General features: G+C 51.6%; 24 protein-coding genes and 1 tRNA gene. 7 read left to right on the forward strand and 18 right to left on the reverse strand.

All coding sequences use genetic code 11. From position 1 onward, the window contains the following. Nucleotides 1–647: 647 nt before the first annotated feature. On the reverse strand, nucleotides 648–1,472 hold the full coding sequence (locus tag AB1N33_RS05550) for a flagellin N-terminal helical domain-containing protein (RefSeq protein ID WP_411270549.1): 825 nt from the start codon (nucleotides 1,470–1,472) through the stop codon (nucleotides 648–650). 226 nt (nucleotides 1,473–1,698) lie between these two features. On the opposite strand from AB1N33_RS05550, the gene AB1N33_RS05555 reads away from it, so the two are divergent. Then, nucleotides 1,699–2,658 (forward strand): hypothetical protein, encoded by a 960-nt coding sequence (locus AB1N33_RS05555; RefSeq protein WP_411270550.1) that lies wholly within the window; start codon nucleotides 1,699–1,701, stop codon nucleotides 2,656–2,658. Here the strand turns inward: AB1N33_RS05555 and flgL are convergent. The 13 genes from flgL to AB1N33_RS05620 form a co-directional block, all read right to left on the reverse strand. Continuing rightward, nucleotides 2,635–3,864 carry a flagellar hook-associated protein FlgL gene (gene flgL, locus AB1N33_RS05560; RefSeq protein ID WP_411270551.1) on the reverse strand — a complete coding sequence of 410 codons (1,230 nt, stop codon included), beginning with the start codon at nucleotides 3,862–3,864 and terminating at the stop codon, nucleotides 2,635–2,637. The genes AB1N33_RS05555 and flgL overlap by 24 nt on opposite strands. A 6-nt stretch (nucleotides 3,865–3,870) precedes the next feature. Then, nucleotides 3,871–5,997, reverse strand: a complete 2,127-nt coding sequence (flgK, locus tag AB1N33_RS05565; protein WP_411270552.1) for a flagellar hook-associated protein FlgK — start codon at nucleotides 5,995–5,997, stop codon at nucleotides 3,871–3,873. 18 nt (nucleotides 5,998–6,015) lie between these two features. Then, nucleotides 6,016–6,978 carry a flagellar assembly peptidoglycan hydrolase FlgJ gene (flgJ, locus tag AB1N33_RS05570; protein WP_411270553.1) on the reverse strand — a complete coding sequence of 321 codons (963 nt, stop codon included), beginning with the start codon at nucleotides 6,976–6,978 and terminating at the stop codon, nucleotides 6,016–6,018. Next, nucleotides 6,978–8,090 carry a flagellar basal body P-ring protein FlgI gene (locus AB1N33_RS05575; protein ID WP_411270554.1) on the reverse strand — a complete coding sequence of 371 codons (1,113 nt, stop codon included), beginning with the start codon at nucleotides 8,088–8,090 and terminating at the stop codon, nucleotides 6,978–6,980. The genes flgJ and AB1N33_RS05575 overlap by 1 nt, the downstream gene beginning before the upstream one ends. A 10-nt stretch (nucleotides 8,091–8,100) precedes the next feature. Further along, on the reverse strand, nucleotides 8,101–8,781 hold the full coding sequence (flgH, locus tag AB1N33_RS05580; RefSeq protein WP_411270555.1) for a flagellar basal body L-ring protein FlgH: 681 nt from the start codon (nucleotides 8,779–8,781) through the stop codon (nucleotides 8,101–8,103). Between the two features lie 11 nt (nucleotides 8,782–8,792). Further along, entirely contained in the window at nucleotides 8,793–9,581 is a 789-nt protein-coding gene (gene flgG, locus AB1N33_RS05585; protein ID WP_411270556.1) for a flagellar basal-body rod protein FlgG, read from the reverse strand. A 45-nt stretch (nucleotides 9,582–9,626) separates the two neighbouring features. Beyond that, nucleotides 9,627–10,370 carry a flagellar basal-body rod protein FlgF gene (flgF, locus tag AB1N33_RS05590; RefSeq protein ID WP_411270557.1) on the reverse strand — a complete coding sequence of 248 codons (744 nt, stop codon included), beginning with the start codon at nucleotides 10,368–10,370 and terminating at the stop codon, nucleotides 9,627–9,629. A gap of 138 nt (nucleotides 10,371–10,508) precedes the next feature. Then, complete coding sequence (gene flgE / locus AB1N33_RS05595) at nucleotides 10,509–11,894, reverse strand: flagellar hook protein FlgE (protein ID WP_411270558.1); 1,386 nt, start codon at nucleotides 11,892–11,894, stop codon at nucleotides 10,509–10,511. A 16-nt stretch (nucleotides 11,895–11,910) separates the two neighbouring features. Beyond that, nucleotides 11,911–12,597, reverse strand: a complete 687-nt coding sequence (locus AB1N33_RS05600; RefSeq protein WP_411270559.1) for a flagellar hook assembly protein FlgD — start codon at nucleotides 12,595–12,597, stop codon at nucleotides 11,911–11,913. Nucleotides 12,598–12,628: 31 nt separating this feature from the next. Beyond that, the gene (gene flgC, locus AB1N33_RS05605; protein ID WP_411270560.1) at nucleotides 12,629–13,051 is read right to left on the reverse strand and encodes a flagellar basal body rod protein FlgC; all 423 of its coding nucleotides are present in this window, start codon (nucleotides 13,049–13,051) and stop codon (nucleotides 12,629–12,631) included. Beyond that, complete coding sequence (flgB, locus tag AB1N33_RS05610) at nucleotides 13,051–13,455, reverse strand: flagellar basal body rod protein FlgB (protein WP_411270561.1); 405 nt, start codon at nucleotides 13,453–13,455, stop codon at nucleotides 13,051–13,053. The genes flgC and flgB overlap by 1 nt, the downstream gene beginning before the upstream one ends. 70 nt (nucleotides 13,456–13,525) lie before the next feature. Continuing rightward, nucleotides 13,526–14,359 carry a CheR family methyltransferase gene (locus tag AB1N33_RS05615; protein WP_411270562.1) on the reverse strand — a complete coding sequence of 278 codons (834 nt, stop codon included), beginning with the start codon at nucleotides 14,357–14,359 and terminating at the stop codon, nucleotides 13,526–13,528. A 15-nt stretch (nucleotides 14,360–14,374) separates the two neighbouring features. After that, on the reverse strand, nucleotides 14,375–15,304 hold the full coding sequence (locus AB1N33_RS05620) for a chemotaxis protein CheV (RefSeq protein WP_411270563.1): 930 nt from the start codon (nucleotides 15,302–15,304) through the stop codon (nucleotides 14,375–14,377). 183 nt (nucleotides 15,305–15,487) lie between these two features. On the opposite strand from AB1N33_RS05620, the gene flgA reads away from it, so the two are divergent. The 3 genes from flgA (at nucleotide 15,488) to flgN (ending at nucleotide 17,070) form a co-directional block, all read left to right on the forward strand. Further along, complete coding sequence (gene flgA / locus AB1N33_RS05625; protein WP_411270564.1) at nucleotides 15,488–16,201, forward strand: flagellar basal body P-ring formation chaperone FlgA; 714 nt, start codon at nucleotides 15,488–15,490, stop codon at nucleotides 16,199–16,201. 105 nt (nucleotides 16,202–16,306) lie between these two features. Next, entirely contained in the window at nucleotides 16,307–16,633 is a 327-nt protein-coding gene (gene flgM / locus AB1N33_RS05630; RefSeq protein ID WP_411270565.1) for a flagellar biosynthesis anti-sigma factor FlgM, read from the forward strand. Between the two features lie 8 nt (nucleotides 16,634–16,641). Continuing rightward, nucleotides 16,642–17,070, forward strand: a complete 429-nt coding sequence (gene flgN / locus AB1N33_RS05635) for a flagellar export chaperone FlgN (protein ID WP_411270566.1) — start codon at nucleotides 16,642–16,644, stop codon at nucleotides 17,068–17,070. A gap of 535 nt (nucleotides 17,071–17,605) precedes the next feature. Here the strand turns inward: flgN and AB1N33_RS05640 are convergent. Continuing rightward, nucleotides 17,606–18,028: an LPP20 family lipoprotein gene (locus AB1N33_RS05640; protein WP_411270631.1), complete on the reverse strand. Its 423-nt coding sequence runs from the start codon at nucleotides 18,026–18,028 to the stop codon at nucleotides 17,606–17,608. A 331-nt stretch (nucleotides 18,029–18,359) separates the two neighbouring features. On the opposite strand from AB1N33_RS05640, the gene AB1N33_RS05645 reads away from it, so the two are divergent. Continuing rightward, nucleotides 18,360–19,571, forward strand: coding sequence for a flagellar assembly protein T N-terminal domain-containing protein (locus AB1N33_RS05645; RefSeq protein ID WP_411270567.1), 1,212 nt, complete (start codon nucleotides 18,360–18,362; stop codon nucleotides 19,569–19,571). Nucleotides 19,572–19,587: 16 nt separating this feature from the next. Here the strand turns inward: AB1N33_RS05645 and AB1N33_RS05650 are convergent, their stop codons facing one another. Then, the gene (locus AB1N33_RS05650) at nucleotides 19,588–21,558 is read right to left on the reverse strand and encodes a class I adenylate cyclase domain-containing protein (RefSeq protein ID WP_411270568.1); all 1,971 of its coding nucleotides are present in this window, start codon (nucleotides 21,556–21,558) and stop codon (nucleotides 19,588–19,590) included. 208 nt (nucleotides 21,559–21,766) lie between these two features. Between AB1N33_RS05650 and AB1N33_RS05655 the strand changes: the two genes are divergently transcribed. Then, nucleotides 21,767–21,842, forward strand: a tRNA-Arg gene (locus tag AB1N33_RS05655). 6 nt (nucleotides 21,843–21,848) lie between these two features. Here AB1N33_RS05655 and AB1N33_RS05660 read toward each other — a convergent pair. Beyond that, complete coding sequence (locus AB1N33_RS05660; protein ID WP_411270569.1) at nucleotides 21,849–22,934, reverse strand: transporter substrate-binding domain-containing protein; 1,086 nt, start codon at nucleotides 22,932–22,934, stop codon at nucleotides 21,849–21,851. A gap of 149 nt (nucleotides 22,935–23,083) precedes the next feature. Here AB1N33_RS05660 and smrA point away from each other — a divergent pair, with 149 nt between their 5' ends. Then, nucleotides 23,084–23,695, forward strand: a complete 612-nt coding sequence (gene smrA, locus AB1N33_RS05665; RefSeq protein WP_411270570.1) for a DNA endonuclease SmrA — start codon at nucleotides 23,084–23,086, stop codon at nucleotides 23,693–23,695. A 67-nt stretch (nucleotides 23,696–23,762) separates the two neighbouring features. Here the strand turns inward: smrA and AB1N33_RS05670 are convergent, their stop codons facing one another. Beyond that, nucleotides 23,763–23,900 (reverse strand): hypothetical protein, encoded by a 138-nt coding sequence (locus AB1N33_RS05670; protein ID WP_411270571.1) that lies wholly within the window; start codon nucleotides 23,898–23,900, stop codon nucleotides 23,763–23,765. Nucleotides 23,901–23,998: the final 98 nt, after the last annotated feature.

Raw genomic sequence — 23,998 nt, forward strand, 5'->3', positions numbered from 1 at the left:
AATATTTCTTGTCAGTGACTATTCTCTGACACCCTTCACACTGGCTCTGCCTTTGTGACGTTGGAAAGTCCAACGCTCTTGCTGACGGCAGGTATGTTGTTCCAGACCTCATACCTCTCACTACCTCCTGGCCTCATTCCTGCCAGTCAGCAGTTCCAGTCTGAGTACAAATTCCAGACACAACTCTCCCGTCAAAGCCCTCCTGGCTTTGTTTTCTATAGTGCTTTGTGTGAATTCAGTGGCTACCGGTGATAGCGAACGCGATGCGTCTTCCGGTTATGCCGGTCTGATTAGCAGAGTGTCGACGGACAGATTATCAGCATGGTATTTCTCCTAACGATTTTATTGACGGCATGGTTTTATTGTTATTGCCGCTGCAGCCTCAGGCTTATTATTGTTATGGATGCCTTACTGCTTACTTCAGGGGTCGGTGACTGTGTCATCTGCCGCCTGTATAAACGTTATCGTCCGGACAGGAAAAATCCTTTAGCGGAAATTTGCTAAATAATGCATTTTTTCTTTGGCGGTTAAAAAAGGTCGGGCTGGCGCCCGACCCATCGCTCTACGTTAGGAGAGAGTGAGCGACCTCTCGCGTGGGGATTGATTCCGGCACACTACCTCCTGGCCTCATTCCCACGCGCTTAACCTTAACCCAGTAACTGAAGTGCGGCCTGTGGACGCTGATTAGCCTGAGACAGTACAGTTGTACTTGCCTGCTGGATAATCTGATTACGGGTCAGTTCCGCAGTTTCTGCAGCAAAGTCTGTATCTCTGATACGTGAGCGTGCTGCTGACACGTTCTCTGATACGTTGCTCAGGTTACGGATGGTTGACTGGAAGCGGTTCTGAAGCGCACCCAGGTCTGCCCGAATCCCACCAATGGTAGAGATTGCAGCATCGATATCTGCCATTGCCGCACTGGCATCAGTAGATACGTCGATAGAACCAACGCCTAAGCCAGAAGCACCGTAAGATGCGCCGTCAGACGATGACAGGTTAACTGAAATGGTCTGCCCGGCATTAGCCCCAACCAGGAAAGCAGCCGAAAATGAGCCATCAAGAATGGCAACACCGTTAAACTGCGTTTGCTGGCCGATACGGCTTATTTCTGACTTCAGCGCAGACACTTCTTTTTGCAGTGCCAGCTTGTCTGATGACGAATTAATGCCGTTTTGAGCCTGCACCGCAAGCTGACGAATACGCTGCAGAGCAGTTGTTGTTTCCTGCAGGGCACCTTCTGCTGTCTGAGACAGAGAAATCGCATCGTTAGCATTACGGACGGCCTGGTTCAGACCCTGGATTTGTGATGTCATTCGGTCAGTAATCTGCAGACCCGCAGCATCGTCAGCAGCGCTGTTGATCCGGAAACCTGATGAAAGACGTTCAAAAGATGTGCTCAGTGAATTGCCCACGTCGAACAGCTGACGTTGTGCATTTAATGCAGACACATTGGTATTGACGTATAAAGACATAAGTCTCTCCTACACTCTCAGTCCAGCATGCGCTGGCCGCCGGGGATTCCGGCTGTTACAAACTTAGTAGTCATCAATACCTGAGGGGTAATTGATGAACTGGCTCTCTCAGTAGTGTTATCGACGCAGGGAAAGATCCCTTTAATAAAAATTTGAAAAAAACCGTCTGGCCAGCCACCCTGTGGTCACTATACTTAGCTAACCGGTCGTTTTTTCTGGTGATTTTATGTTCAGCGACGTCCTTACACACCGCACGATCCAGCGTATTTCATCGGTGGCACCGCACAGTGCTTTCTGTGATTTGATCCGCCTCGATCCGGATACCCTGTTATGCTGCTACCGACAGGGTGATACGCATGTGAGTCCGGATGGCATTATTGAAATCTCTGGCATAGGCAATGATGGCCGGGTACGCTTTCGTCAGCGCTTACACCTGCCCGGTGCGGATTTGCGTGATCCCAAACTCAGTCGCGATGCGCGTGGCACGCTGTGGCTGCTGGCCTACGCGAAATATCCCGAGACCAGGAAAATGGTGAGCTGGTTTTCGACAACCGGAAAAAGCTGGTCTTCCTGTCATGACACTGGCGTCAGACGCGACTGGTTATGGCGCACCGTGTGGCACCAGAATGAATCGTGGGGACTGGCCTACCACCGCGCGCGCAATACGTTGGATCTTTACCGTGGTCATCTGGGCAAGCGGATGTTTCTGCATCATGAACAGGCGTTGTCGAAAGACAAACACCGGCTGGGGTATCCCAACGAGAGCGACCTCTTTTTTGATCAGAACCAGACTCTTTGGGCCTTGGTAAGGCGCGATGCCGACACCTTTACTGCACAGTTAGGAAAAGCCGATGCCCCTTACACACGCTGGCAATGGCAGGATCTGGGAGAGTATATTGGCGGTCCCGCATGGCTGCCCCTGACCGGCGATACCATGCTGGTAGCCGGCCGACGCTGGGACGGTAAACATCTGCGCACCTGTTTGTGGTTACTCAACCGCACTTCCGGTGCACTGGAAGTACTCATGACACTGCCCAGTGCTGGCGACAACAGCTACCCCGGACTGGTGATCACCGGTGACACACTGCACGTAGCGTACTACTCTGAGCATGTCGACCGGCAATCGCGGGTCTACCTGGCAACGTTGTCAGGCCTTGAGAAGTTAAGAGATGTAATTAAACAGTGACAGGTTTGCAACACGGGGAAACGAGGCAAGCGCAGCATTAAGCGCGGTTTCCTGTTTAGAAAACTCAATCGACGCCTCCGCGTAGTCGACATCTTCTATCGACGAGCGCGCCTCTTTAGCCGCAATTTCCAGATCAAGATTGGTTTCATAGACAGAGCGCGCGGCATTCAGGCGTCCGCCGACGGAAGACCGTTCAAGCGATACACGCTCAAGCGCGTTATCAATGCCTACAATCGCGTCATTAATCGCGTCATTGTACGCATCGCCGTTTGTCACTGGTGCATTAAGCACGTTGTAGAGATCGTTAATCGTTTCTGCCAGATTCTTTTTTTGTGGGGAATCCAGGGTAAAGTCGACCGTATCGCCAACGCCACCATTAACGGTAAACTCCATGCCCTTGATGGTCACCGGCGTGCCTGACGTAAACGATGATGTACCGACCACCGCGCCGGTACCGACATTGGTCAGTTCAATGGTATTGCCCGCCAGCACGGTCAGACGATAGTCGTTGTTTGCGGCGGTTACCGCGTCATAATTTTGTTTGTAAAAATTATCAAACGTACTCTGTTCTGCCACTCTGGCACTGTCGACCGTCGCGCCACCCGCCGTACCGGTAACGGTAAAGTCATGACGGGCGAGTACATTCTGGAATACTTCATAGCCACTGGTCGACGCCTGGATCCGTGCACTGTCTGACACCTGCACAAAGGTATTACCGCCGTCACCGGCAAAGGTAATCACATCACCCGTCGATGCCGGGTTCATAGAAAACGCCTGAATATCGGACTGGTAGCCGGCAAAAATATAGTTGCCGTCGGCATCCTGGGTATTCATCAGGTCAAAGGCTTCGTTACGCAACTGCTCAAGTTCGGCTGCGATAGCCTGACGGTCGGTGTCTGACAGGATACCGTTGCCGGCTTGCACTGCCAGCACGCGCGCGCGCTGCGCGGTATCAACAATATTGCCCAACACGGCCTCCTGCTGCTCGAGCGCGCCGGTCAGCAAATCATTATTTCGCTGATATTGCGTTAACTGGTCGAGTTCTTCGGTATAACGGATCACCTTCGCCGCGCCCACCGGGTCATCCGACGGCCGGTTCAGTTTTTTCCCCGTTGACAGCGCTTCCTGGGTATCAACCAAACCGCGCTGATTTTCCATAATGGAACGGATATTCTGACTGTAAATCTGACCTGTAGAAATACGCATACTCAATTACCTGGCTGCTGACAGAATGGTATCAAACAAATCCTGCGCCGTAGTAAGAATTCGTGCTGCTGCCGCGTAAGACTGCTGGAAGCGGATAAGGTTTGCCGCTTCTTCATCCAGACTCACACCAGAGACCGATTCAAACCAGTTTTCAGACTGCACCTTCATGGCTTCGGCAGCCCGTAACGATGTATCGGCCGATGCCGCATCTTCTCCAACTCTGCCGACCAACGAAGCATAGGCGTCGTGAAAGGTTCTGGGATCATTAGTGGGTTCACTGCTCACCTGAACCAGCTTTTCATTTTGCATACCGGCCATGGCCAGCGCATTGGTATTATCGGCAAAGCCATTGGTATTGTAGCCAATAGCAAAGGTGTCGCCAGCCTGGGGAACGCCCTGCAGACTGAAGTCATACCCCGGATAGTCATCCAGCGCTGAGAATGCGGCAGGCCAGGCTGGCCCCGCGCCACTCGCTTCAGCCTGGGCCAGCAGATTAGTGTAGTCAGTGACGCCACTTACCGTGGTAATTACGTTGGGTGGCGATTCTCCGTCAAGCACTTCAAAACTGGTCGATGAGGTAAACCGCACCTGGGCTGGCGCGCCCACCGTCGCACTGGGCGAGCCGGCAAGATCATGAATACCACCGGCACCATCAAACGCCGAGCCGGTTGCCGACACTTCGGTGTTCGTTACCGTGACACCACTGACACGTGCGCCACCGAGGTTATTCTGTGATGGCTCAACCCGGATTGGCGCGGCAAATGCCAGATCTTCCGGACGATTGGAAATCAGCGAAATGTTAGCGCCGGCGCGTTTGGTCGGTTGCAGCAAAAATTCATTATCAACGGCATACCCACTGGCATCGGTGAAATCAATTTCAAACCCACCGGGCAGTTCCGTAAAGCCTGTCGCTGATACGGTAATACCGGTATAGATAATGTCGTTACCACTGCCGTCCTTTTTGGGCGTGCCGTCACCATTTAATAATTCAACGGTAATTTCATCCGGCACTCCGCCCGACACACTGGTCACCGTAATTTTATAATCAGCGTCTGTCAGCTCGCTGCCTTTGCCTTCTGTCACCTGCCCGACGACTGACAGCGTCGGGTCAGTGCCTTCGTACGTCAGACCATTCACCGCAGGTAATGCAAACAGGGCACTTCCAAGCTGCCCGTCCAGGTCCATCCCCAGCTTATTCTGCGTATTCATGGCGTCTGCAAATGCGAGTGCGAGCTGACCGACATCCCGTTGTGCCGGTCCCAGGACCTCATCACGATAACGGAATAACCCACCGAGCATTCCGCCGAGATCGGTTTCCAGCACGTTAATGCGGGTCTCCGCCTTAGCCCCGGTGAAACCATTACGCAGTTGTAATTCCTTAAAGCTCAGGTCGGCGTCAGTCCCAACTTCAAACACGTTAAAGCTGCCGTTATCCATGATCAGCGAATCGCCAGATGTCAGGCTGACAGAAATAGCGCCCTGCTGATCACGGCTCTCACGCACCTCAATAGACATAATTTCAGCGAGCGCATTCACCGCTTTATCACGCTCATTGAGCAGCGCAGTGGGCTCGTCACCACGCGGATTATTGCCATAAGCAACAATGACCGCCTGATTCAGCTCACCAATGTTTTTGATCAGCGCATTTGCCTGGTTAACGACACTGGTAAATTCAAGGTTCAGTTCCTCTTCCTTGAACGACATGTAGTTGCTCAGGGTTTCCATGTTCCGTAGCAATGACTCAGCGCCGGTCAGTACCTGTTCACGTGACGCGAGGTTCGTCGGGTCATCTGCCGCGGTCTGCAAAGCAGCAAAATATTTACTTAAACCGGTAGACAGCGCATTTGCCTCATTAGCCAGCATGTTATCCAGGGCATCGGCTTTTTCGGCATAGACCTCAAACTCGGCAACCGCGGTAATATCACGGCGCAGCTGATTCTGTGCAAACACATTAATTATGCGCTCTGTACCGCCAATTTCGACGCCATAGACATTGCTGCTGTCGATGCCCGTACGCTCCCGGACATAGCCCTCGGTATTGACGTTCGCGATGTTTCTGCTGGTCGTTTGCAGCAGCTTATTGCTTGCGTTTACACCGCTTGAGGCAATCGAGAAAAGGTCTGTGCTACTCATGAAATCAACCTGCTATGGTTAGTCATCTGCCTGGGGCAGCAGCGTTTGTAGTCGGTCACTGTGATAGACAGACATGATTTTATCGGCGTAACCAGGGTCAGTGGCATAGCCTGCCTGCTGAAGTGCCTCGGCATAGCCTTTGGCATCCTGTCCGTTATTGAGCGCCTGCTGATAACGTGGCTGCTCAGCAATAAAGCGCCCATAATCTTCTACCGCGTCACTCAGCGAATCATAGGCACGAAACGCAGCTTTTTGTTTGCTCGCAACGCCGTCAACAAACTCAAGGGTATCCACCGCCGCTGATTTTCCGGTCCAGTTGTTGCCGGCCTTGATGCCGAACAAATTATGCGTTGGTTTACCCTGACCATCGTGGATAACGTATTTACCCCATCCGGTTTCAACCGCCGCCTGAGAAATAATCGCCCGTGCATCCAGACCCAGTTCTGCGGCAACCCGCTCAGCATGCGGACGCAGTGCCTCAACAAACGCATCCGGCGAGGAAAACAATGCGTCTTTATACGCGGGTAGCGCCTGATGACTCTGGCTGTCGATTACCGCAGCCTGGGCCTGCAGGGTGTGCTCGCGACGTTGCTGGTTGAGCGACGCGATATTGCCATCGCCGCGCAGCACACTCGCCGGGGTGTAGTTCTCATCTTTCTGACCCAGTTGCTGAATAATGATTTCCGCCAGCCCTAATCCGTCTCCGGACGACAGATCTGCCGCCAGTTGCTGGTCATGCATGTCGCGGTAAAACTTCATGTGTTCTGAGTTAAACGGGCTATCTTCGTCGGCCAGTACATCCTGTGCTTTGCGCATGGATTTCAGCATCATCTGCACAAAAATGGCTTCAAACTGCTGCGCGGCCTCTTCCAGGACCTTGTCATCGCCACTGGCAATGGCATCACGCATCTTGTTGATGCTGCCAAGATCGTGCACATTGCGGCTTAACTCTAACTGGCTTTTGGTGTTCAGCACGTCCATCAGATCACCACTAGTTCACCGCGTAATGCACCGGCCTGCCGAAGGGCTTCAAGAATTGCCATCAGGTCGCCTGGCGCGGCACCCACTTCATTCACAGCACGAACCAGCTGATCCAGAGTCACACCCGGCTCAAACTTAAACATGCGTGAATCATCCAGATTGACATCGACTATCGACTGCGTTGTGACCACAGTGTCACCGTCAGCCAACGCATTGGGCTGTGATACCTGCTGATTTTCTGCAATGGTCACCGTCAGTCCGCCATGGGTAATCGCGGCAGGCAGCAGTCGCACATCCTGACCAATGACGATGGTGCCGGTTCTGCTGTTTATCACAACCCTCGCAGGCGCATCGGCCGGCGTGAATTCAAAATTTTCCAGCGTTGCAAGAAAACCGACCCGCTGGCCAATATCGCGTGGCGCAGTGACGCGCACCGATGCCGCATCAACTGGGGTTGCAATGACATAACCCTGATCCGGCTGGGCACCGAGTTTTTCGTTAATCGTGTCTGCCAGACGCTTTGCGGTTGAGAAATCCGGATAGTGCAGATTCAGTGTCAGTGAGTCACCGTTCGCGAAGCCTGAAGGGACAGCGCGTTCGACCAGTGCACCATTAGGAATGCGTCCGACGGTTGGCGTATTAACGACAATTTTAGAGCCATCACCGCCCTCAGCACCAAAGCCACTGACTACCAGGCTCCCCTGGGCAACGGCATAGACCTGCCCGTCAACACCTTTCAGAAAGGTCTGCAACAGCGTACCGCCCTGCAGGCTGTCCGCCTCACCGACTGACGACACGGTCACATCAATGGTTTGTCCGGGTTTAATAAACGGTGGCAACTCGGCATGGACGGCAACGGCGGCCACGTTTCTGATACGCGGCTGCTGGCCCGGATCAAGCCGGATCCCGAAGTTATTCAGCATGGTTCTGAACGTCTGACCGGTAAATGGGCTTTGCTCCCCCGTCCCCGGCAGACCAACAACCAGACCGTAACCAATCAACTGATTGCTACGGACGCCCTGAACACTGGCAACATCCTTGATGCGCTGCGCAGCAGCGAACTGGCTGGTAAACAGCACGGCAATCGCAATAAAACGGATAAGCTGTTTCATCAGGTTCCCCTTAGAATGGCCACAAACTGGACGAGAAGAAACGGGTCAGCCAGCCTTTTTCCTGGGCTCTGGCAAAGGTCCCGGTTCCGCTGTACTGGATGCGTGCATTGGCAATGCGGGTAGAAAGAATTTCATTCTGCGCATTAATATCGACAGGACGCACAATGCCTGTCAGACGAATATATTCATCGCCATGATTCAGCGTGATCCACTTTTCGCCGCGGATCACCAGATTGCGGTTTGGCAGAACATCCACCACCGTGACAGAAATACTGCCGTTTAAGCTGTTGCTCTGGTTTGCCTGTGCATCACCGGAAAATTCGTTGGTGGAATCCACCCCAAGCTGAATTGACTGATTACCGATGTTGACGGCATTGCCGCCCAGTCCGGTAATCGGCTGCAAATCAACACTGGTCTCTTTGGTGGTTGAGGTCCCCGCGGTTTTCGTCGCGTTGGTATTTTCACTCAGCCGGACTGTGATGATATCGCCGACCTGTCTGGCAGTGATTTCAGAATACAGGCTGCTGGCCATATAAGGCCGGAACAGCGTGCCGTCTTCAACAATCTGGTCGCGCGGATAATCCGGCACCACCGGCGCGAAGCTGGGGTCATTGGCCTGCACCGGCGGCTCTGAAGTACTCATGCAGCCTGACAGTGCAACAAGACAAAAGACAGTGATGAAAGCACGCATAAAATCACCCGTTAAAGTTGCTGAATAACCTGACCAAGCATCTGATCCACCGATGAAATCACTTTTGAGTTCATCTCGTACAAACGCTGACTTTCAATCAGGTTAACCAGTTCCTCAGTAACATTAACGTTAGAGGTTTCCAACGTGCCCTGAGAGATTGTCCCCAATCCCTGTAAACCGGGTATTCCCTGAATAGGCTGGCCACTGCTGCCGGTCTCGATGTACAGGTTCTGCCCTATCGGCTGCAGGCCGGTGGGGTTAACAAAGTCGGTGATGTTGATCTGGCCCAGTACCTGCGGCTCTGCCTGACCACGCACGGTTGCACTGACTTCACCGTCCTGAGAGATGGTGATCTGCTGGGCATCTTCCGGCACTGCAATTTGCGGCTGCAGCGGGAAACCTGCACCTGGTGTCACAATCTGTCCCTGATCATTAAGCGTAAACTGACCGTTTCGGGTGTACGACACCGTGCCATCCGGCATCAGAATTTCGAAGTAACCCCGCCCCTGGATAGATACGTCGAGCGCGTTGTCTGTGGTAAGCAGGTTACCCTGGGTATGCGCTTTCTGGGTTGCCACAACTTTCGAGCCGGAGCCCAGCATCAGGCCTGAGGGTAACTCGGTATCCGCAGATGAACGGCCGCCCGGCTGATTGATGTTCTGGTACAACAAATCCTCGAAAATCGCGCGGTCTTTCTTAAAACCGACGGTTGAGGCATTGGCCAGGTTGTTCGATACCACGGACACGTCGGTCTGCGCCGCGTCCAGTCCGGTTTTACTGATCCATAATGCTGGATGCATAATCCCCTCCTCACATTGCCGCCTGCGGCAATATTTCGTCAGTCGTTAAATAATTCTGAGCAGCATATTGCCGCGTGTATCCAATTCGTCAGCCTGCTTCATCAGTTTCACCTGCAGTTCGTAATGACGCTGCAGGTTCATCATGTTCACCATCTCGTCAATCGCGTTGACATTAGATCCTTCAAGCATGCCCGACATAATTTTGACTGAGGCGTCAGCCTGCGCGGGTTCACCGCTCACCATCCGGAACAAGCCGTCGTTACCCCGTTCCATTTGACGCAAATCCGGATTAACCAGCTTGATGCGTCCCACTTCTTCAGATGCATTTGCCGGCGCGCCGAGTGGACGGGCTGAGATGGTGCCATCAATCGCGATATCCAGGTTGTCGAGCGGCACCGGCAGATAAATCGGACCGGTATCCCCCAACACGATGCGGCCATTGACATCCGTCAGTATGCCGTTGTCACTCAACTGAAAATTACCGTTACGTGAGTACGCCTCATTACCCATGTCATCCTGGACCGTGATCCATCCATCCCCCTGCACGGCCACATCCAGTTCGCGGCCAGTCTGAATCATAGGACCCGACTCATAGTTATTGGACGGACTCTCGGTCATGGAGAACACACGGGTCGGCAAGCCTTCGCCGTAGGCTGACATGGCTCTGGCCTGTTCAAGCTGAGCTTTGAACCCGGTGGTTTGCGAGTTGGCAAGGTTGTTCGCCCTGACGCTGGTTCCTAACAGGTCCTGTTTCGCGCCGCTTGCAGCAATGTAGAGTAATTTGTCCATGACTGTCTTTTGACGAAAATGAATGATTACCCTGATTGCTTGCAAAGCAGATGCCAAAGTTGAATCAGGACAGATGTCAGTGCAGGGAATAAAAAAGCCGCAACGAGTGTGCGGCTTTGTAAGTGGGGTTGTTCAGCGTTATCGGATATTCAGAATTGTCTGATTCAGCTGGTTATTCACTTCCAGCGCACGTGAGTTCGCCTGGAAGTTACGCTGGGCAATGATCATGTCGATCAGCTCGGTCGTCAGGTTAACGTTCGCCTGTTCCAGTGCTGAGGAATTGATTTCACCGAAAGTACCTGTGGTAGCTTCACCCGCCAGGGCTTCACCGGACTCCAGGCTTTCCTGCCATTGGGTTGAGTTCTGCTGCGTCAGGCCCTGCTCATTCGCGAAACGAACCAGTGCAACGCGCACAATCGGTTCCGACGTACCGTTAGAGAACGTCGCACGCACCAGACCGTCAGGCCCGATATCGATTCCCGTCAGACGGCCAACCGGCAAACCATTTTGTTCCAGTGAGGTCACTTCAAAGGCTGAAGCAAACTGGGTTGGTTCGTTTGGCGTTGCAGAGCCTGTACTCAGGTTGAAGTCAATGGCGATTTGCTGAGTATCATCCGAACCATTTGTCAGAATGCCTGCACCCAATGCTTCCGTCACCAGTTTTGTATCCGTCGAGGTATTACCATCAGCTGATTCAATCCCGATAAAATCACCACCCGCGCTAAATTGCAGTTTTGCCGCCGTCACCGCGTTACCGGTATTGGTACCGGCGACATGCACGGCGGTTGCCGGGTCTGCGTCGGTGCCGTCGGCATTGGTCATGTCTACCAGTGTGTCATCGACCGACGTGACCATGTACCACTCGTTGTCTACGCCAGCAGCATTGTCTTTGATGAAGTAATAGGTCATGACGTGGCTGTCACCCAGCGAATCGTAAATGGTTACTGAGGTACTCGCGTTGTAAGTCAGTGGATCATCGGGATCAAAATCGAGCGGATCCAGGCCCGCGTCACCGGCAGGCAGGTTCATTCTGAGGTCAACCTCAGAGGTTTGCTGTGGCGAACCCGACGAGTCAGGGATCCGCACAGGTACTGTAGTACTCAGTGCAACCGATGCACTGGTGCCGTCATCATTCACCGGGAAACCCAGCAGGTTGTCGCCGTTGCTGTTGACCACAAAGTTGTTCTCATCGAGTTTGAACTGACCGGCACGGGTAAACGAAAAATCGCGTGACGTAATTTCAGGTACGGTGGCGAAGAAACCATTACCGGTAATCGCCAAATCCAGCGCGGTATTAGTAAACTGCAGACTACCCTGTGAGAACTGCTGTGCAACGTCCTGTGTCAGTACACCATCACCGACTTTGGTTTTACCACCAGCCAGCAGAGAAGCGGCATACACATCACCGAATTCTGCACGGGACTCTTTAAAACCAACGGTGTTAACGTTGGCAATGTTGTTGGCGGTGACATCCAGATCTTTCTGAGCTGCGGACACGCCGCTTAGTGCGATATTAAAAGACATTGTTCACTCTCTCCTGCTAACTGCCTATCTGAATGACGTCGCTAAGACTAATGCTGACATCACCATCGAGGTTCAAAATAACGCCCTGGCTGCTGCCAGCCAGACTGACACTACCAACATGACGGTTGATAGCGGTTGCAATTTGGGTGCCTTCGCCGTTGACCTTACCGGTCGCGGTGACGACATATTCTCCGGGCGGCATAGGATTGCCGCGTGCATCGGTACCATCCCATTCAAACTGAATGTTGCCCTGGCCCTGTGTGCCGGCATCAATAGAACGAATCACTTCGCCATACTGGTTCTGAATGGTAATTTGCATGTCCTGAACGGTTTGCTCATTGACTACCACCCCGGAAAATCCTGCACCTTCCTGCCCCATGTAGCCAACGTTGCCCTGCACCAGTACATTCTGGCCGATCAGGCTGGATGCCTGCAGTGCCTGATTCGATGTCATTGACGTAGCAAACGCGCTGAACTTTTCATTCAGTTGTGAAATACCATCTGCCATCGTGAACGATGTCATCTGGGCGACCATCTGGTCGTTGTCGACCGGTTTGGTCGGATCCTGGTTTGACAGCTGCTCAGTCAGCATGGCAAAGAAATCTTCCTGGCTCAGATTTTGTTCACTGCCGTCTGACACCTTGACCTTTTCTTCCTGCCAGTAAAGGTCTTTATTGAGGCCGACATTATCGATTATGTTCACCGTGATATCCTCACTTCACCGCAACGGCAAATTATTGCCCTTGTCCTAGCTGCAGTACGCGGCGGAAAATCCGTTTTGTGGTATCCGCAACCTGTACGTTGGTTTCATATGCCTTCGACGCCGACATCATGTTGGCCATCTCTTCCACCACGTTCACGTTAGGTTTGTAGATGTAGCCATTTTCATCCGCCAGCGGATTGTTGGGGGCGTACTCAATCTGCAGCGGCGCGTTGCTTTCAACAATGCCCCGAACCTGGACGCCAACCCCTTTGCTCTGATCATCACTCGCGCGACGCAGCTCTGTCGCAAACACCGCATGGCGTGCGCGGTAGGTGTCGTTTTCGTTGCTGCTGACTGAATTGGCGTTTGCGATGTTGCTGGCCGTAGTATTCAGACGAACGCTCTCCGCTTCCATACCGGTGCTGGAGATGGACATGACGCTAAACAGACTCATTATGCTTGCCCTCCGGAGCCTAGGGCTTTCTTCATGCCCTTAATTTTGCCATTCAGAAACTCGATACTGGCCTGATAGCGCATGCCATTGTCCAGGAAGCGGTTACGCTCGTTCTGAACTTCCACGGTATTGCCGTCGCCAGTGTCAGGTTGGGTAGGAATGCGATATTGCAGTTCGGCGCTGGACACCATACGACCGCCAATATGCTTGTCATGAGTACGCACCATTTCCTGCCCCTGCGCGGCACGGGCTGATTTCATGGCTGACGCAAAGTCAATATCTCTGGCCTTGTAGCCTGGGGTATTTGCATTTGCCAGGTTTCCCGCAATCACTTCCATGCGTTCGGTGCGCAGTGTCAGTGCTTTTTCGTGAAAACCGGTTAGCTGGTCTAAGTTGATTGCCATACTCAATACTCCTACGTTTGCAGGAGATAAAGCAAAGGCAATGCCAACTGTTTATCTGAAGGGAATCAAATTAGCTTTTGCGTTGATAATAAAGGCCTGGGTGGCACTTCACCATGGCAAAAAGATCACCGGCACTACTGATTGACTCGGACGCTCCGAGGAAAAGAATGCCGTTTGGCTGCAGCGAGGCGGCAATTTGTTGCAGTATTTTCTGTTTCACTTCCGGAGAGAAGTAAATCAGCACGTTACGGCAGAATACGATATCAAAGCGACCAAGGCCGGCATAAGAATGCAGCAGGTTCAGGCTTTTGAACGTCACCATCTTGCGCACGTCAGCATTGACCTGGAGCATGCCGCTGTCGTGGGCGCTGAAAAACGCCTCACGACGCTGTGCAGACAATCCGCGCGCCAGCGAAAGCTCATCATAAAGCCCCTGCTCGCATTTTTTCAGCATGGTCGACGACAGATCCGTCGCGACAATTTCCACACCACTGCGAAACGCGCCCGGGTTTGCACGCTTATACTCGAGAATAGACATGGCGATGGAATACGGTTCCTGCCCCGACGAACAGGCTGCACTCCAGATGCGCAGACGCGGCTGTTTCGCCGCCAGTGTCGGCAGGATATTTTTTATCAGCAGGTCGAAAGGATAATTATCACGGAACCACAGTGTTTCGTTGGTCGTCATCGCGTCAATGACACGCTGCAATAACTGGCGATCTCCTCCTTTGACAGCGCTGTTTATCAACGCATCCAGAGAGTCAATATCAAACTCGTATAACAGGTTCGACAGACGGCTTCTTACCAGATACTGCTTATTATCGCCAAGAACAATACCACACTGCTGCTCAAGAAAGTTACTGAAGCTCCGGTAACTATCCTGGGAAACATCTTTATTCTTCAAGCTGATCAGGCTCCGTTATTCGCTTTTGGTTTGCAGCCACTTCTGAACCGCAGTGGCCAGCTCATCCGGATGGAACTTAGCGATAAAGTCATCCGCCCCAACTTTTTGCACCATGGCCTGATTGAACACCCCACTCAGTGAGGTATGCAGCACCACATGCAACTTCTGAAGCTCGGGGGTGTTTTTAATTTCAGCGGTCAGTGTATAACCATCCATTTCCGGCATTTCAATGTCGGAAACCAACACACCGACACGGTTGGTGACATCACCGTATTCTTCGGCGATCTGCTTGAGCCGCTTGAGTGCCTCCAGGCCGTTTTTGGCCATTTCAATTTCGAGACCGAGTGAAGTCAGTGCTTTTTTGACCTGGTTACGGGCAACCGCTGAGTCATCAGCAATGAAAATGATCTTGTCTTCATGACCTTCTGTTGTCAGTCCGGATGCAACTTCTGCACTGACTTCCGCATTCAGTGGCGAAATTTCATTCAGAATTTTCTCTACATCCAGAATTTCGACCAGCTCGTTTTCCACCTCAGTAACGGCGGTCAGGTAACTGGCTCGCCCTGTGCCCTGAGGCGGCGGCATAATTGCGTCCCAGTTAGTGTTAATAATGCGCTCGACAGCACCGACCAGAAATCCCTGTACGGAGCGGTTGTACTCTGCAATCACAATGAAGGCGGTAGAGAGGTCTTCAATTTTCTTGCCCCCGGTCGCCATACTCAGGTCAATCACCGAAATGGTTTGCCCGCGAATATGCGCAACACCACGAACCAGCGAATTCAGTTTAGGCATCGACGTGAGTTTAGGGCACTGAAGCACTTCACGTACCTTAAACACATTGATCCCAAACCGCTGTCGGCCATTCAACCGGAATAACAGCAGCTCAAGCCGGTTTTGCCCAACCAGTTGCGTCCGCTGGTTAACAGAGTCAAGAATTCCAGACATGCATCACCTCTAAAAAAATTCGGGCATGATCATTGCGTACCCGTCAGGTAAAACCATAACACCAAAGAACACGCTGTAAAACGACAGAAAAATGACGCTTACCGCTGTTTTTGAAGTCGGTTTTTTAACACTTGTTAGTAATCATAGTCAAAATGGCATCAACTGAACACGAAAATGTATTTAATGAACAAAGTTATTTTATTACGCAAAACATTCACGTTGGTCTCGATGCTGATATTGCTATCGGCAGGGTTTTCATTTCATGCAGTCGCATCAGACAATCATAAACGCATAGAAATGGGCGTCAGTCATTACCTGCAGCAGGCACTGTCTGATATTGATGGGGATACAGACGTCAGCATTGACGTTATCGGCGTCGACGAGCGCATTCAGGTACCGGAGTGTCCACAGGGCTTTGATTATCACGCTGATGCAGAGTCTTTGTCCCAGCCCTATATTTCGGTCAGGGTCAGTTGCAGACAGTCGGACTGGTACCTTTTCTCGAGTGCTCAGGTAACCCGGACCCGCCAGATTGTCGTGACCGCCGGCATGCTAAGCCCGGGAACGGTGCTGACTTCAGAAAACCTGCGACTTGCCGATATCGATGTAAGACGCCTCAGACACACAGCCTACACGGATATCAGGCAGTTGCTTGGGGCCCGAATGAAGCGCCGGATTCGTGATGGAAGCCCGGTCCAGGCAAATATGTTATGCTTTGTGTGTAAGGGCGATCGTATTACAATCACAGCAAACATGGCTGGCATGGAAGTCAAAACGGCTGGCATTGCTCAGCAGGATGGCGTGGTTGGTGATACCATAGAAGTTGTCAATGCCAGTTCGAAGAAGTCTGTCATTGCCGAGGTCGCCAGCGCGCAGACGGTTGTCGTTAATCTTTGACTGTAACGCGGAAAGCTCTGCTACAAAAAGACGTATAAATCACTAAAGTTACGTCTTTAACGGCCGATAAACTAACTGAGGTAAATTAGGTAGTGGAATTTTTCTATGGCTATCAATAATGTAAATAACAATGGCATTCCTAAGCAGCCATTGGATAATGCGAAAGTTAATCAGCAAAACCATAATCAGGCTGCGCAACAGCAGGCTGTGGCAAAATCGGCTGTGGCGCCACGACAGGATTCCGTGTCGCTGACGCAGTCTGCGCAACAACTGAACCAGGTTCAGAAGCGCAGCAACGAAGCCCCGGTGAATCAGGAAAAAGTGGATAAATTAAAAAAAGCCATTCAGAATGGAGAGTATCGGGTTAACCCCGAGGTACTCGCTCAGAAAATCGCCCGTATGGAATCTGAGATTTTTGGTGGTAAATCGTAAGGTGGTGAATGCAATCGCTCCAGTCTCTGCTGACAAGGCAAATTGAAAACCTGAACGAACTGGTTTTATTACTGGAGTCGGAGCTTCACCACATCAGCAGCCGCGATGCGGAAGCACTGATGACACTGCTGGAAAAGAAGTCTCAGATCCTCGAAGACATACAGGCGCTGGATAAAAACATCGACACTGCCTACCAGGCCGCTACCTCAACTTCCCCGGCTGACCCAGAGACACAATCTTTAATCGATAAAGCACAAGCGCTTGTAGAAGACTGCAAATACCGAACTGAAATAAACCAAAAAGCAGTCGAGCAGGGTCAGCTTCGTCTGTCTCATCTTCGCAACCTCATGCTTGAAGTAAGAGCCAAAGAGTCGCTGACGTATGACAAAAGCGGCAAGCCCAAAGGCTCTGGTCTCGGACCTGGCGTAAGCGCCTGACACACATGCCCTTGATTCTATGCCCGGCTCGTTGCCGGTTTTTTTGCTTGCCTGCAAAACTACACGACATCGCTTAACAAATAAAAATTACAGTTTTATGACACTTTATTGAAAATTTATTGGACAAGAAATAAACGTTGTCTTATTCTCAATAAGCCAAAATAGATAAGGAGGCTTAGTATGGTTAAATCATTGAAGAAATTTTTTAAGCGTAAGCATCCCTACATCGTGGCGTTCTACCTAGGTAGAAAAAATACACAACGTATTTTTGATTGCAAGATTAAGAAAAAGTCTGAGTTAATTTCTAACTGAGTAGTCGTTTCACCCCGGCACCCGGACAGCTTTCACTGCCCGCGACCGGTTACCACAGATGTAACGGAGCTTCTGCCGCTGTCGCCGTCAGTGCCCATTGCAATTTACCAGCATACAGTCTGTATCAGCGACAACGTAAACAAATTTCTTACGCGACTCCGCGTAAAGCAGAAACAGGAAAGGCCCGTACCGGGCCTTTCTTATGTCATTAGCTGACTGATCGTCAGTAATACTTCACGTCACGGATTTTACGGGGTCTGGCGGTGGTCAGATAAATGTCATAGACACGTTTCATATCCAGTTCCAGTTCCGTCACGTACGTATCATCACCTACCGGATAGGTCTTCACCACTTTTGCGCCGCGAATAACGCCTTCAACCGATGAACGCAGCTGCGCATTATTCACGATCAGACTGGACAGTGACTGTTCTCCCTGAATTCGCTGGCCATACACCTGTTCAGCTAATTCCCTGTAAGCATCGAGTTTTGACGCTTTCATCGCCAGTAGCGTTTTGGCCTCATCGTTATCACCGGCCTGCGCGTCAATCGGCGCGTAACCTACCGCCGTTAAAACCGGATAACTGTCTGGTTCGATGGTTTCCCACTCCACATGCTTAGTCAGAAACTGACTGCAACCTGACACCATGAGCAACCATACGATGCCAATTACTGCAATAATGGCTCTGGCCATACCGTCAGATGTAAACTTTTTCTCTTTCATGTGCTTATCCTGCTGCCAATTGCAACCACCTGCGCGGTGTACACTACCGGCCAGAAACATCGCCAATGAGAGCGTCCGGCCAAACCTGCACAACACAATGCAAACACTGTGCCTTTCATTTTTTAAAACAGGAATGAAAAATGCAGCAGACGCCTGGAGTCCCATGGTTGTATCCCGACGTCGTCAAAATGTCGACAACAGTGCGCATCAATAACGTGTCGGGATACGTGCTGAGAAGAAGTTAAGAGTAAGCATTATGTACAAAACCCTATCACCGCTGACAACCCGCAATGTGACACGCTGGAGCGTGTTCCGTTTCGTGTCTGCTGAAATACTGGTGGTTGCTTGCCTTTTTATTCTGCCTGCGTGGCAAGTTTCTGCCGCCTGGTTTGAAGCGTCCGGTCAGGCGGTTATTGTTGACGGTGACAAAGCGTCGGCACGTCAGCAGGCCACTGAAGAAGCCATTAAACAGGCGATGCTGTTTTCCGGCGCATCAGTACGCAGTATTCAGACACTGACCAACGGCTTGCTGAGCGACGACAGGTTCCAGGTTGCCAGTACCGGTGAGGTTGCACAGCTTGAGCTAATTGATGAAGTCTGGGATAACGACTACGTTACCGTAACAATTCGTGCTGACATTTTTGTTCAGGCCAGTCAGTGCAGCGTTGCAGCGTACCGTAAGACATTGTCTACCACGGTGTTCCCGGTCAGTAACCGCCAGCACATGCAGGACGGTCAGATTCAGTCGTTGCCTGAAGTCTTTGTACGACGTTTGCAGGAACGTTTTCGCGACACATCGGATACCGTGTCTCTGCACTATATCGCACCTTATGCAGCACAGTGGGGTGAGGCGACGGTGGCTGCACAGGCCCCGGCGCTCGCCCGACAGACAAAAACCCAGTATGTGATTGCCGCCGAACTTTCTGATCTCAGCGTCGAACGCCATGCAGCCACAATGCTGACGTTCTGGCAGGGGGAACAGGCAAAGCGGCATTTCGGCATTTTGATCAGGGTCATTGATGGAATGAATGGCGGTACGCTGTTAGAGAAGCAGTATCGTACCAGCGCCCCGTGGCAGCAAGACCGGTTTACCAACGTTGATGTTACGTCGCAGACGTTCTGGCAAAGCCCGTATGGGCGTGCTGTGAGTAAAGTCGCCAATAGCATAGTGACCGACATTACCGACGCCGTTGCCTGTCAGCCGCTGATCGGACGGGTCATTCTTGCACAGGGGGACCAACTTCAGGTGTCACTGGGTCGCGACCACGGCGTCAGCGTCGGAGACGAGTTATTTATTTACAAAACCCGCCAGATCACCGATGCCTTTGGCCAGCATTTCCAGCAATATAATATTTATCCGGGAAAGGTCCGCATTGTCGCGGCGTATGCTGACACGTCAACCGTCGAACCGGTGGAAGGGGCCATCCTGAGCAATATTCAGCCTAATGATTTCGTTGCCTTTCGTTAGACGACAGGTGGTTCACCTAAAGCAGGGTAACTGACAGCTCGGTGGATTCTTTGAATTCGTTAAACAACCGGTGACGGTGATTGCCGTCGGGCACCACGGCATAACAAGGAGGTCTGGGCGAGACTTCCTGCAGTTCGAACCAGAGCGTATCAAGTGCCTCTTTTCCAGGCACGAGAAACGTCTCGCCCCATGTCGTTGAATAAATGACCACCTGCTCTTCCACTGTGGCCTTTATTCGGCTGATGTTGAAATTAATCACGATCATACAACTGCTGACCCGCTCCGGCGCCAGTAACGCATCGCGTGGTAAGGTACTGACCCTGACCGGAGGAAACACGCTTTCCAGATGCTTCACCAGCCCTTCCATGTCGAACTCGGTAACTGGCTCGGAATCATAATCCATCAGAATGGATGATCGGGAGTCAAGGATACGGTTAGTCACACACCACAGCATCAGTTCAATCGGGGACGCAGCCTGCGCAATTCGGCTGCCTTCCAGCGCACGTCCGGACTTGCTGAGCTTGTCTCCGGCATAGACAGTCCACAGCTCGGTGTTGTTTTTGCGTCGGGTCACTTTCACCGTAACGCAGGAACAATACAGTTTTTCATCAAAGGCGCTGCGTAAGAAATCAATTTTATGGTCCTTACGGCCATAAAACGTATTCAGACGACGGCCCAGTACGGTCATATCCTCTTTGCTGACTGACTGCTTTTCCATTGTCAGCTGCGCGGAAATACGGCGATAGCACTGAAGCAGAAAACGGTGAATGCGGCGGCTCATTTTTACCCGTTCCTGGAAACTCCAGTCATGGATATTGTCCAGATGTCGCAAATCGGCACGGGTCCATCCCCACTGTTTGACATAGCCCGCGAGAATACGGCGCTTAAACGTGATCTTTTCGTCCTCACCCAGTGGCACACTGAGTGTGCATCCGCACTTTATATACAGACACTGCTGCAACAGCAGCACCACCTCGTCCTGCTCCTGTGCGCTAAAGTGGGCTATCAGCTGGTCAAACATCAGCGCATAAGGGTCAATGTTCGCCACCTGCCCCGGCGCTTCTGCACCATGATGCACCCGTTTTTTTAACAGATTACACAGCGGTTGTTCCTGGCCCAGGTTGTCGAGAAAGACTTCAAGTTTGGCCATTTTTAGTACCGATTTAAACGGCGAATCCATGGCTTTACCCAACTGCCATATGGCTGCGCCGAACAATTCATTGGGATCGAGTTGTTCAAGGTTGCCCAGATCCATAAACCAGCTGGCATCTGGCGAGCCTCCTTTTTCGAGACTATTCAGCAAAGAATAATACTGAGCATCACTGGTTGACTCGGGGGTCAGCCACCAGAACGGCGCTTTCCCGGCCACCACAATATTCGTGGTGTAAAATTCTGCTTTCAGGAACACTGCTTGCGCTGAGCCCGCGCTTTCACCCTCAGCCACCCCAAAATCATTCTGACGCACTTTATCGATTTCCGTCAGAAAAAAATGGACTTCGATGTTGTGATGCTGCTCGGCCCATTTTTCAATTGCGGTGAGTTTAGTCTGCAGCGCCGCCATCGCTTCCGGCGACAAGGCACTGCCATCTACACAAACCCAGTAATCAAAGTCAGAATCGTCTGCTTGTGCGATGGTGCCGATACTGCCCATTAAAACCAGGGCATCAATGGCACGCTGACGCGGCCAGATTTGTTTAATGTCGTCTATCAGCGCCTTTTGAAGCGGAAAGGACTCTGCCAGCGCCTGTGTCACTTCTGTACGCAACGAGTAGTTATTGAGCCCGTAGGGAACGTCATCACTGTCGACGTAACCGGGTAAATCAGGGTGATTGATATGAAGTAAAAACGGCAGCACGTGAAAGAGAGGACGTCTTTCTTCCGGCAACAGCACCAACGCCCGCTCAATTCTGGCTTTGTTATAGCGTAAAACCCGCAATAGCCGTATTGTCAGGTTTTGCTGTAGAGAAAGAGTTTGCTGCGACGTCATGTGTTGTTTTTGCGTCCTGTAGTACGTCCAGAATACCGTTTTTTTAACGCTAACGCCCGAAGTTTAGCGGCATCGGGCAATTTTCGAAACTCTGTTTGATCATAACGAATAGTCTGTCGGTCTCTTTCTCCACGCTGTTACACATTTTGTCGTCACATCACACGGTTAACATTACAAACAATTCTGTCTACAATAGCGCTCCAACGACGTCCCCATAGTTTAACCGGATAAAACAAGAGCCTCCTAAGCTTTAGATCTGCGTTCGAGTCGCGGTGGGGACGCCATTTTCATTATTTACCCAGATAACTGTCCATTACCCTCGCCCAGTCGTCGCTTTCGATTACCCTGAGCAATGACATATTGATCTGCTCCCGTAATGCACTGCCCTCAGGTAACGCAATGGCATAATCCTGGCGTTCAATGATGTCCGGCAAAATTTGCAGCTGGTGACGGTAGTCCTGCTGAATGTAGTATTGCAGGATAGGCTTGTCGTAAACCAGCGCGTCAATCTTCCCCTGCTGCAGCAGGGACAGTCCCTCGTTTACCGACCCGATATTCTGAAACCCGATTCCTTCCCGTTCCAGGAACCGCGCGCTGCTCGACTCACTGACAGTGGCGACCCGGACATCAGGTAAATCACCTAAGCCTCTTACCTGCGTCTCGAGCTGACTCACCGTCAGGCTGGTAGCAATTGCTGCGGTAAAGCTGCTGATAAGAATGATCGCTGCAAACATCCAGATAAAACCGACAACGCGACCACCCAGCGTGACGGGAGCCTTGTCACCATAACCCACAGTGGTCATAGTTACGGCAGCCCACCAGAAACTGGCACCCAGTCCACTGGCCGTGCTGCCACCAAACATCTCTGCGTTGCGTTTGCGTTCAAACAGCCACAATACACTGCCTACGGCGAACAGTAACAAACACAATCCTGATAGAGCGGCGAAAAATTCCCACGAGAACAATCCTGCAATGGCAGCGCCAAGACGATCTTTTTCACTGGGAACCGCAATGGCCAGACCGGTTGTGAAATAAGGATGAGAAAAGTCCAGCCGGGTTTCCCGATCAGCACTGACAGTAATGGCGGCAACCGCACCATCGAGTGACTGCGCTGAGACATCCGCGATCAGTGCGTCCAGACTTTCTTCCTGTAACGTGAACGTCAATCCCGCATCGTCCGCAATGCGTCGCCACAGTTCAATACTGAGGCCCTCAAAATCACCTGAGGCCTGTTTTATGACGAAGGGTGGTGCGGTTTTCGTTCCAATCACCAAAGGCGTCGTATCCGTCGATTGCGCCATCACTGCCCCTGAAAACAGAAAAAACATCAGGCTGGTCAGTATCATATTGCGTAAAGTAACAGCATGTCTCTTCATTTTACTCACCACGGTATATCCACACTGATTTCTACCCTAACAAACTGCCCCACTTTTTGCTGACTCAATTTCAGGTTTTCTGCGTATTCAACGTATTGACACTAAAACCCGGTTACTGGGAAGATCGGCGTTCATGCAGGAGGAGAAGTATGCGCGACATCGACAACACAACGGCAGACAACGACGATGATATTGCATCGTTTATGCAGGAAATGGGCGATGTGACCCCACTTTCAGACAATGATACGGTGACGCTGCACGATCCTTCCCTGACACTTGAACAGAAGCGTCAGCGCGCGCAATCCGTCACGGTCACGCAAAATAAAGTCCGCAATCCACTTAGTATGGAAGGCCTTAAGCCAGTGAAACCCGATGACTTTCTTAGTTACCAGCAACCCGGCATTCAGGACGGCGTGTTCAAAAACCTAAGACTGGGCAAATATGCCATTGAATATCGCCTGTCACTGAAGGGGCTTACCCTGGAGCAAAGCCGTGACGCCATTTATCAGACGATAAGGACCTGCCATGAAAAAGGCACGCGTGCATTGCTGATTGAGCATGGACTGGGGTTGTCTGGAAAGCCGGTACCGGCAATGAAGAAAAGCTATGTGAATCACTGGTTGCTGCAACTGGAAGAGGTCATTGCTTTCCACTCTGCACAGCGCCAGCATGGTGGCCTGGGTGCAACCTACGTATTACTGAAAAAACACCCGCAACAAAAACTGATTAACCGCGAAAAGAATCGTCGGGGTCACTCCTGATTGGGTCACAACTGACTGGGTCATAACTGATTCAGGGCGCTGCGCGCCGCATGCCGAATCAGCTTGTTCAGCGCTGTGAAATAGTGGTCAGAGTCTCGTTAAGCGTGCCAGACTTGGCAGAAGAACTGAATACAGCAGTCAGAAACATAAGCACTACTGCAATAGCGACACCGGTCAGGCCAAATCCTTTAGTGGAACGATTCATTGTCGTCTCTTATTATTGTCGTGCTGACGGATTTTCCGCATTCGCACAAGGGTTGATACTAACTCTCTGTAAACTCGATGTATTCCTTTACACGAATA

The organism is Alteromonas nitratireducens (assembly GCF_040812025.1).
Classification (GTDB): domain Bacteria; phylum Pseudomonadota; class Gammaproteobacteria; order Enterobacterales; family Alteromonadaceae; genus Alteromonas; species Alteromonas nitratireducens.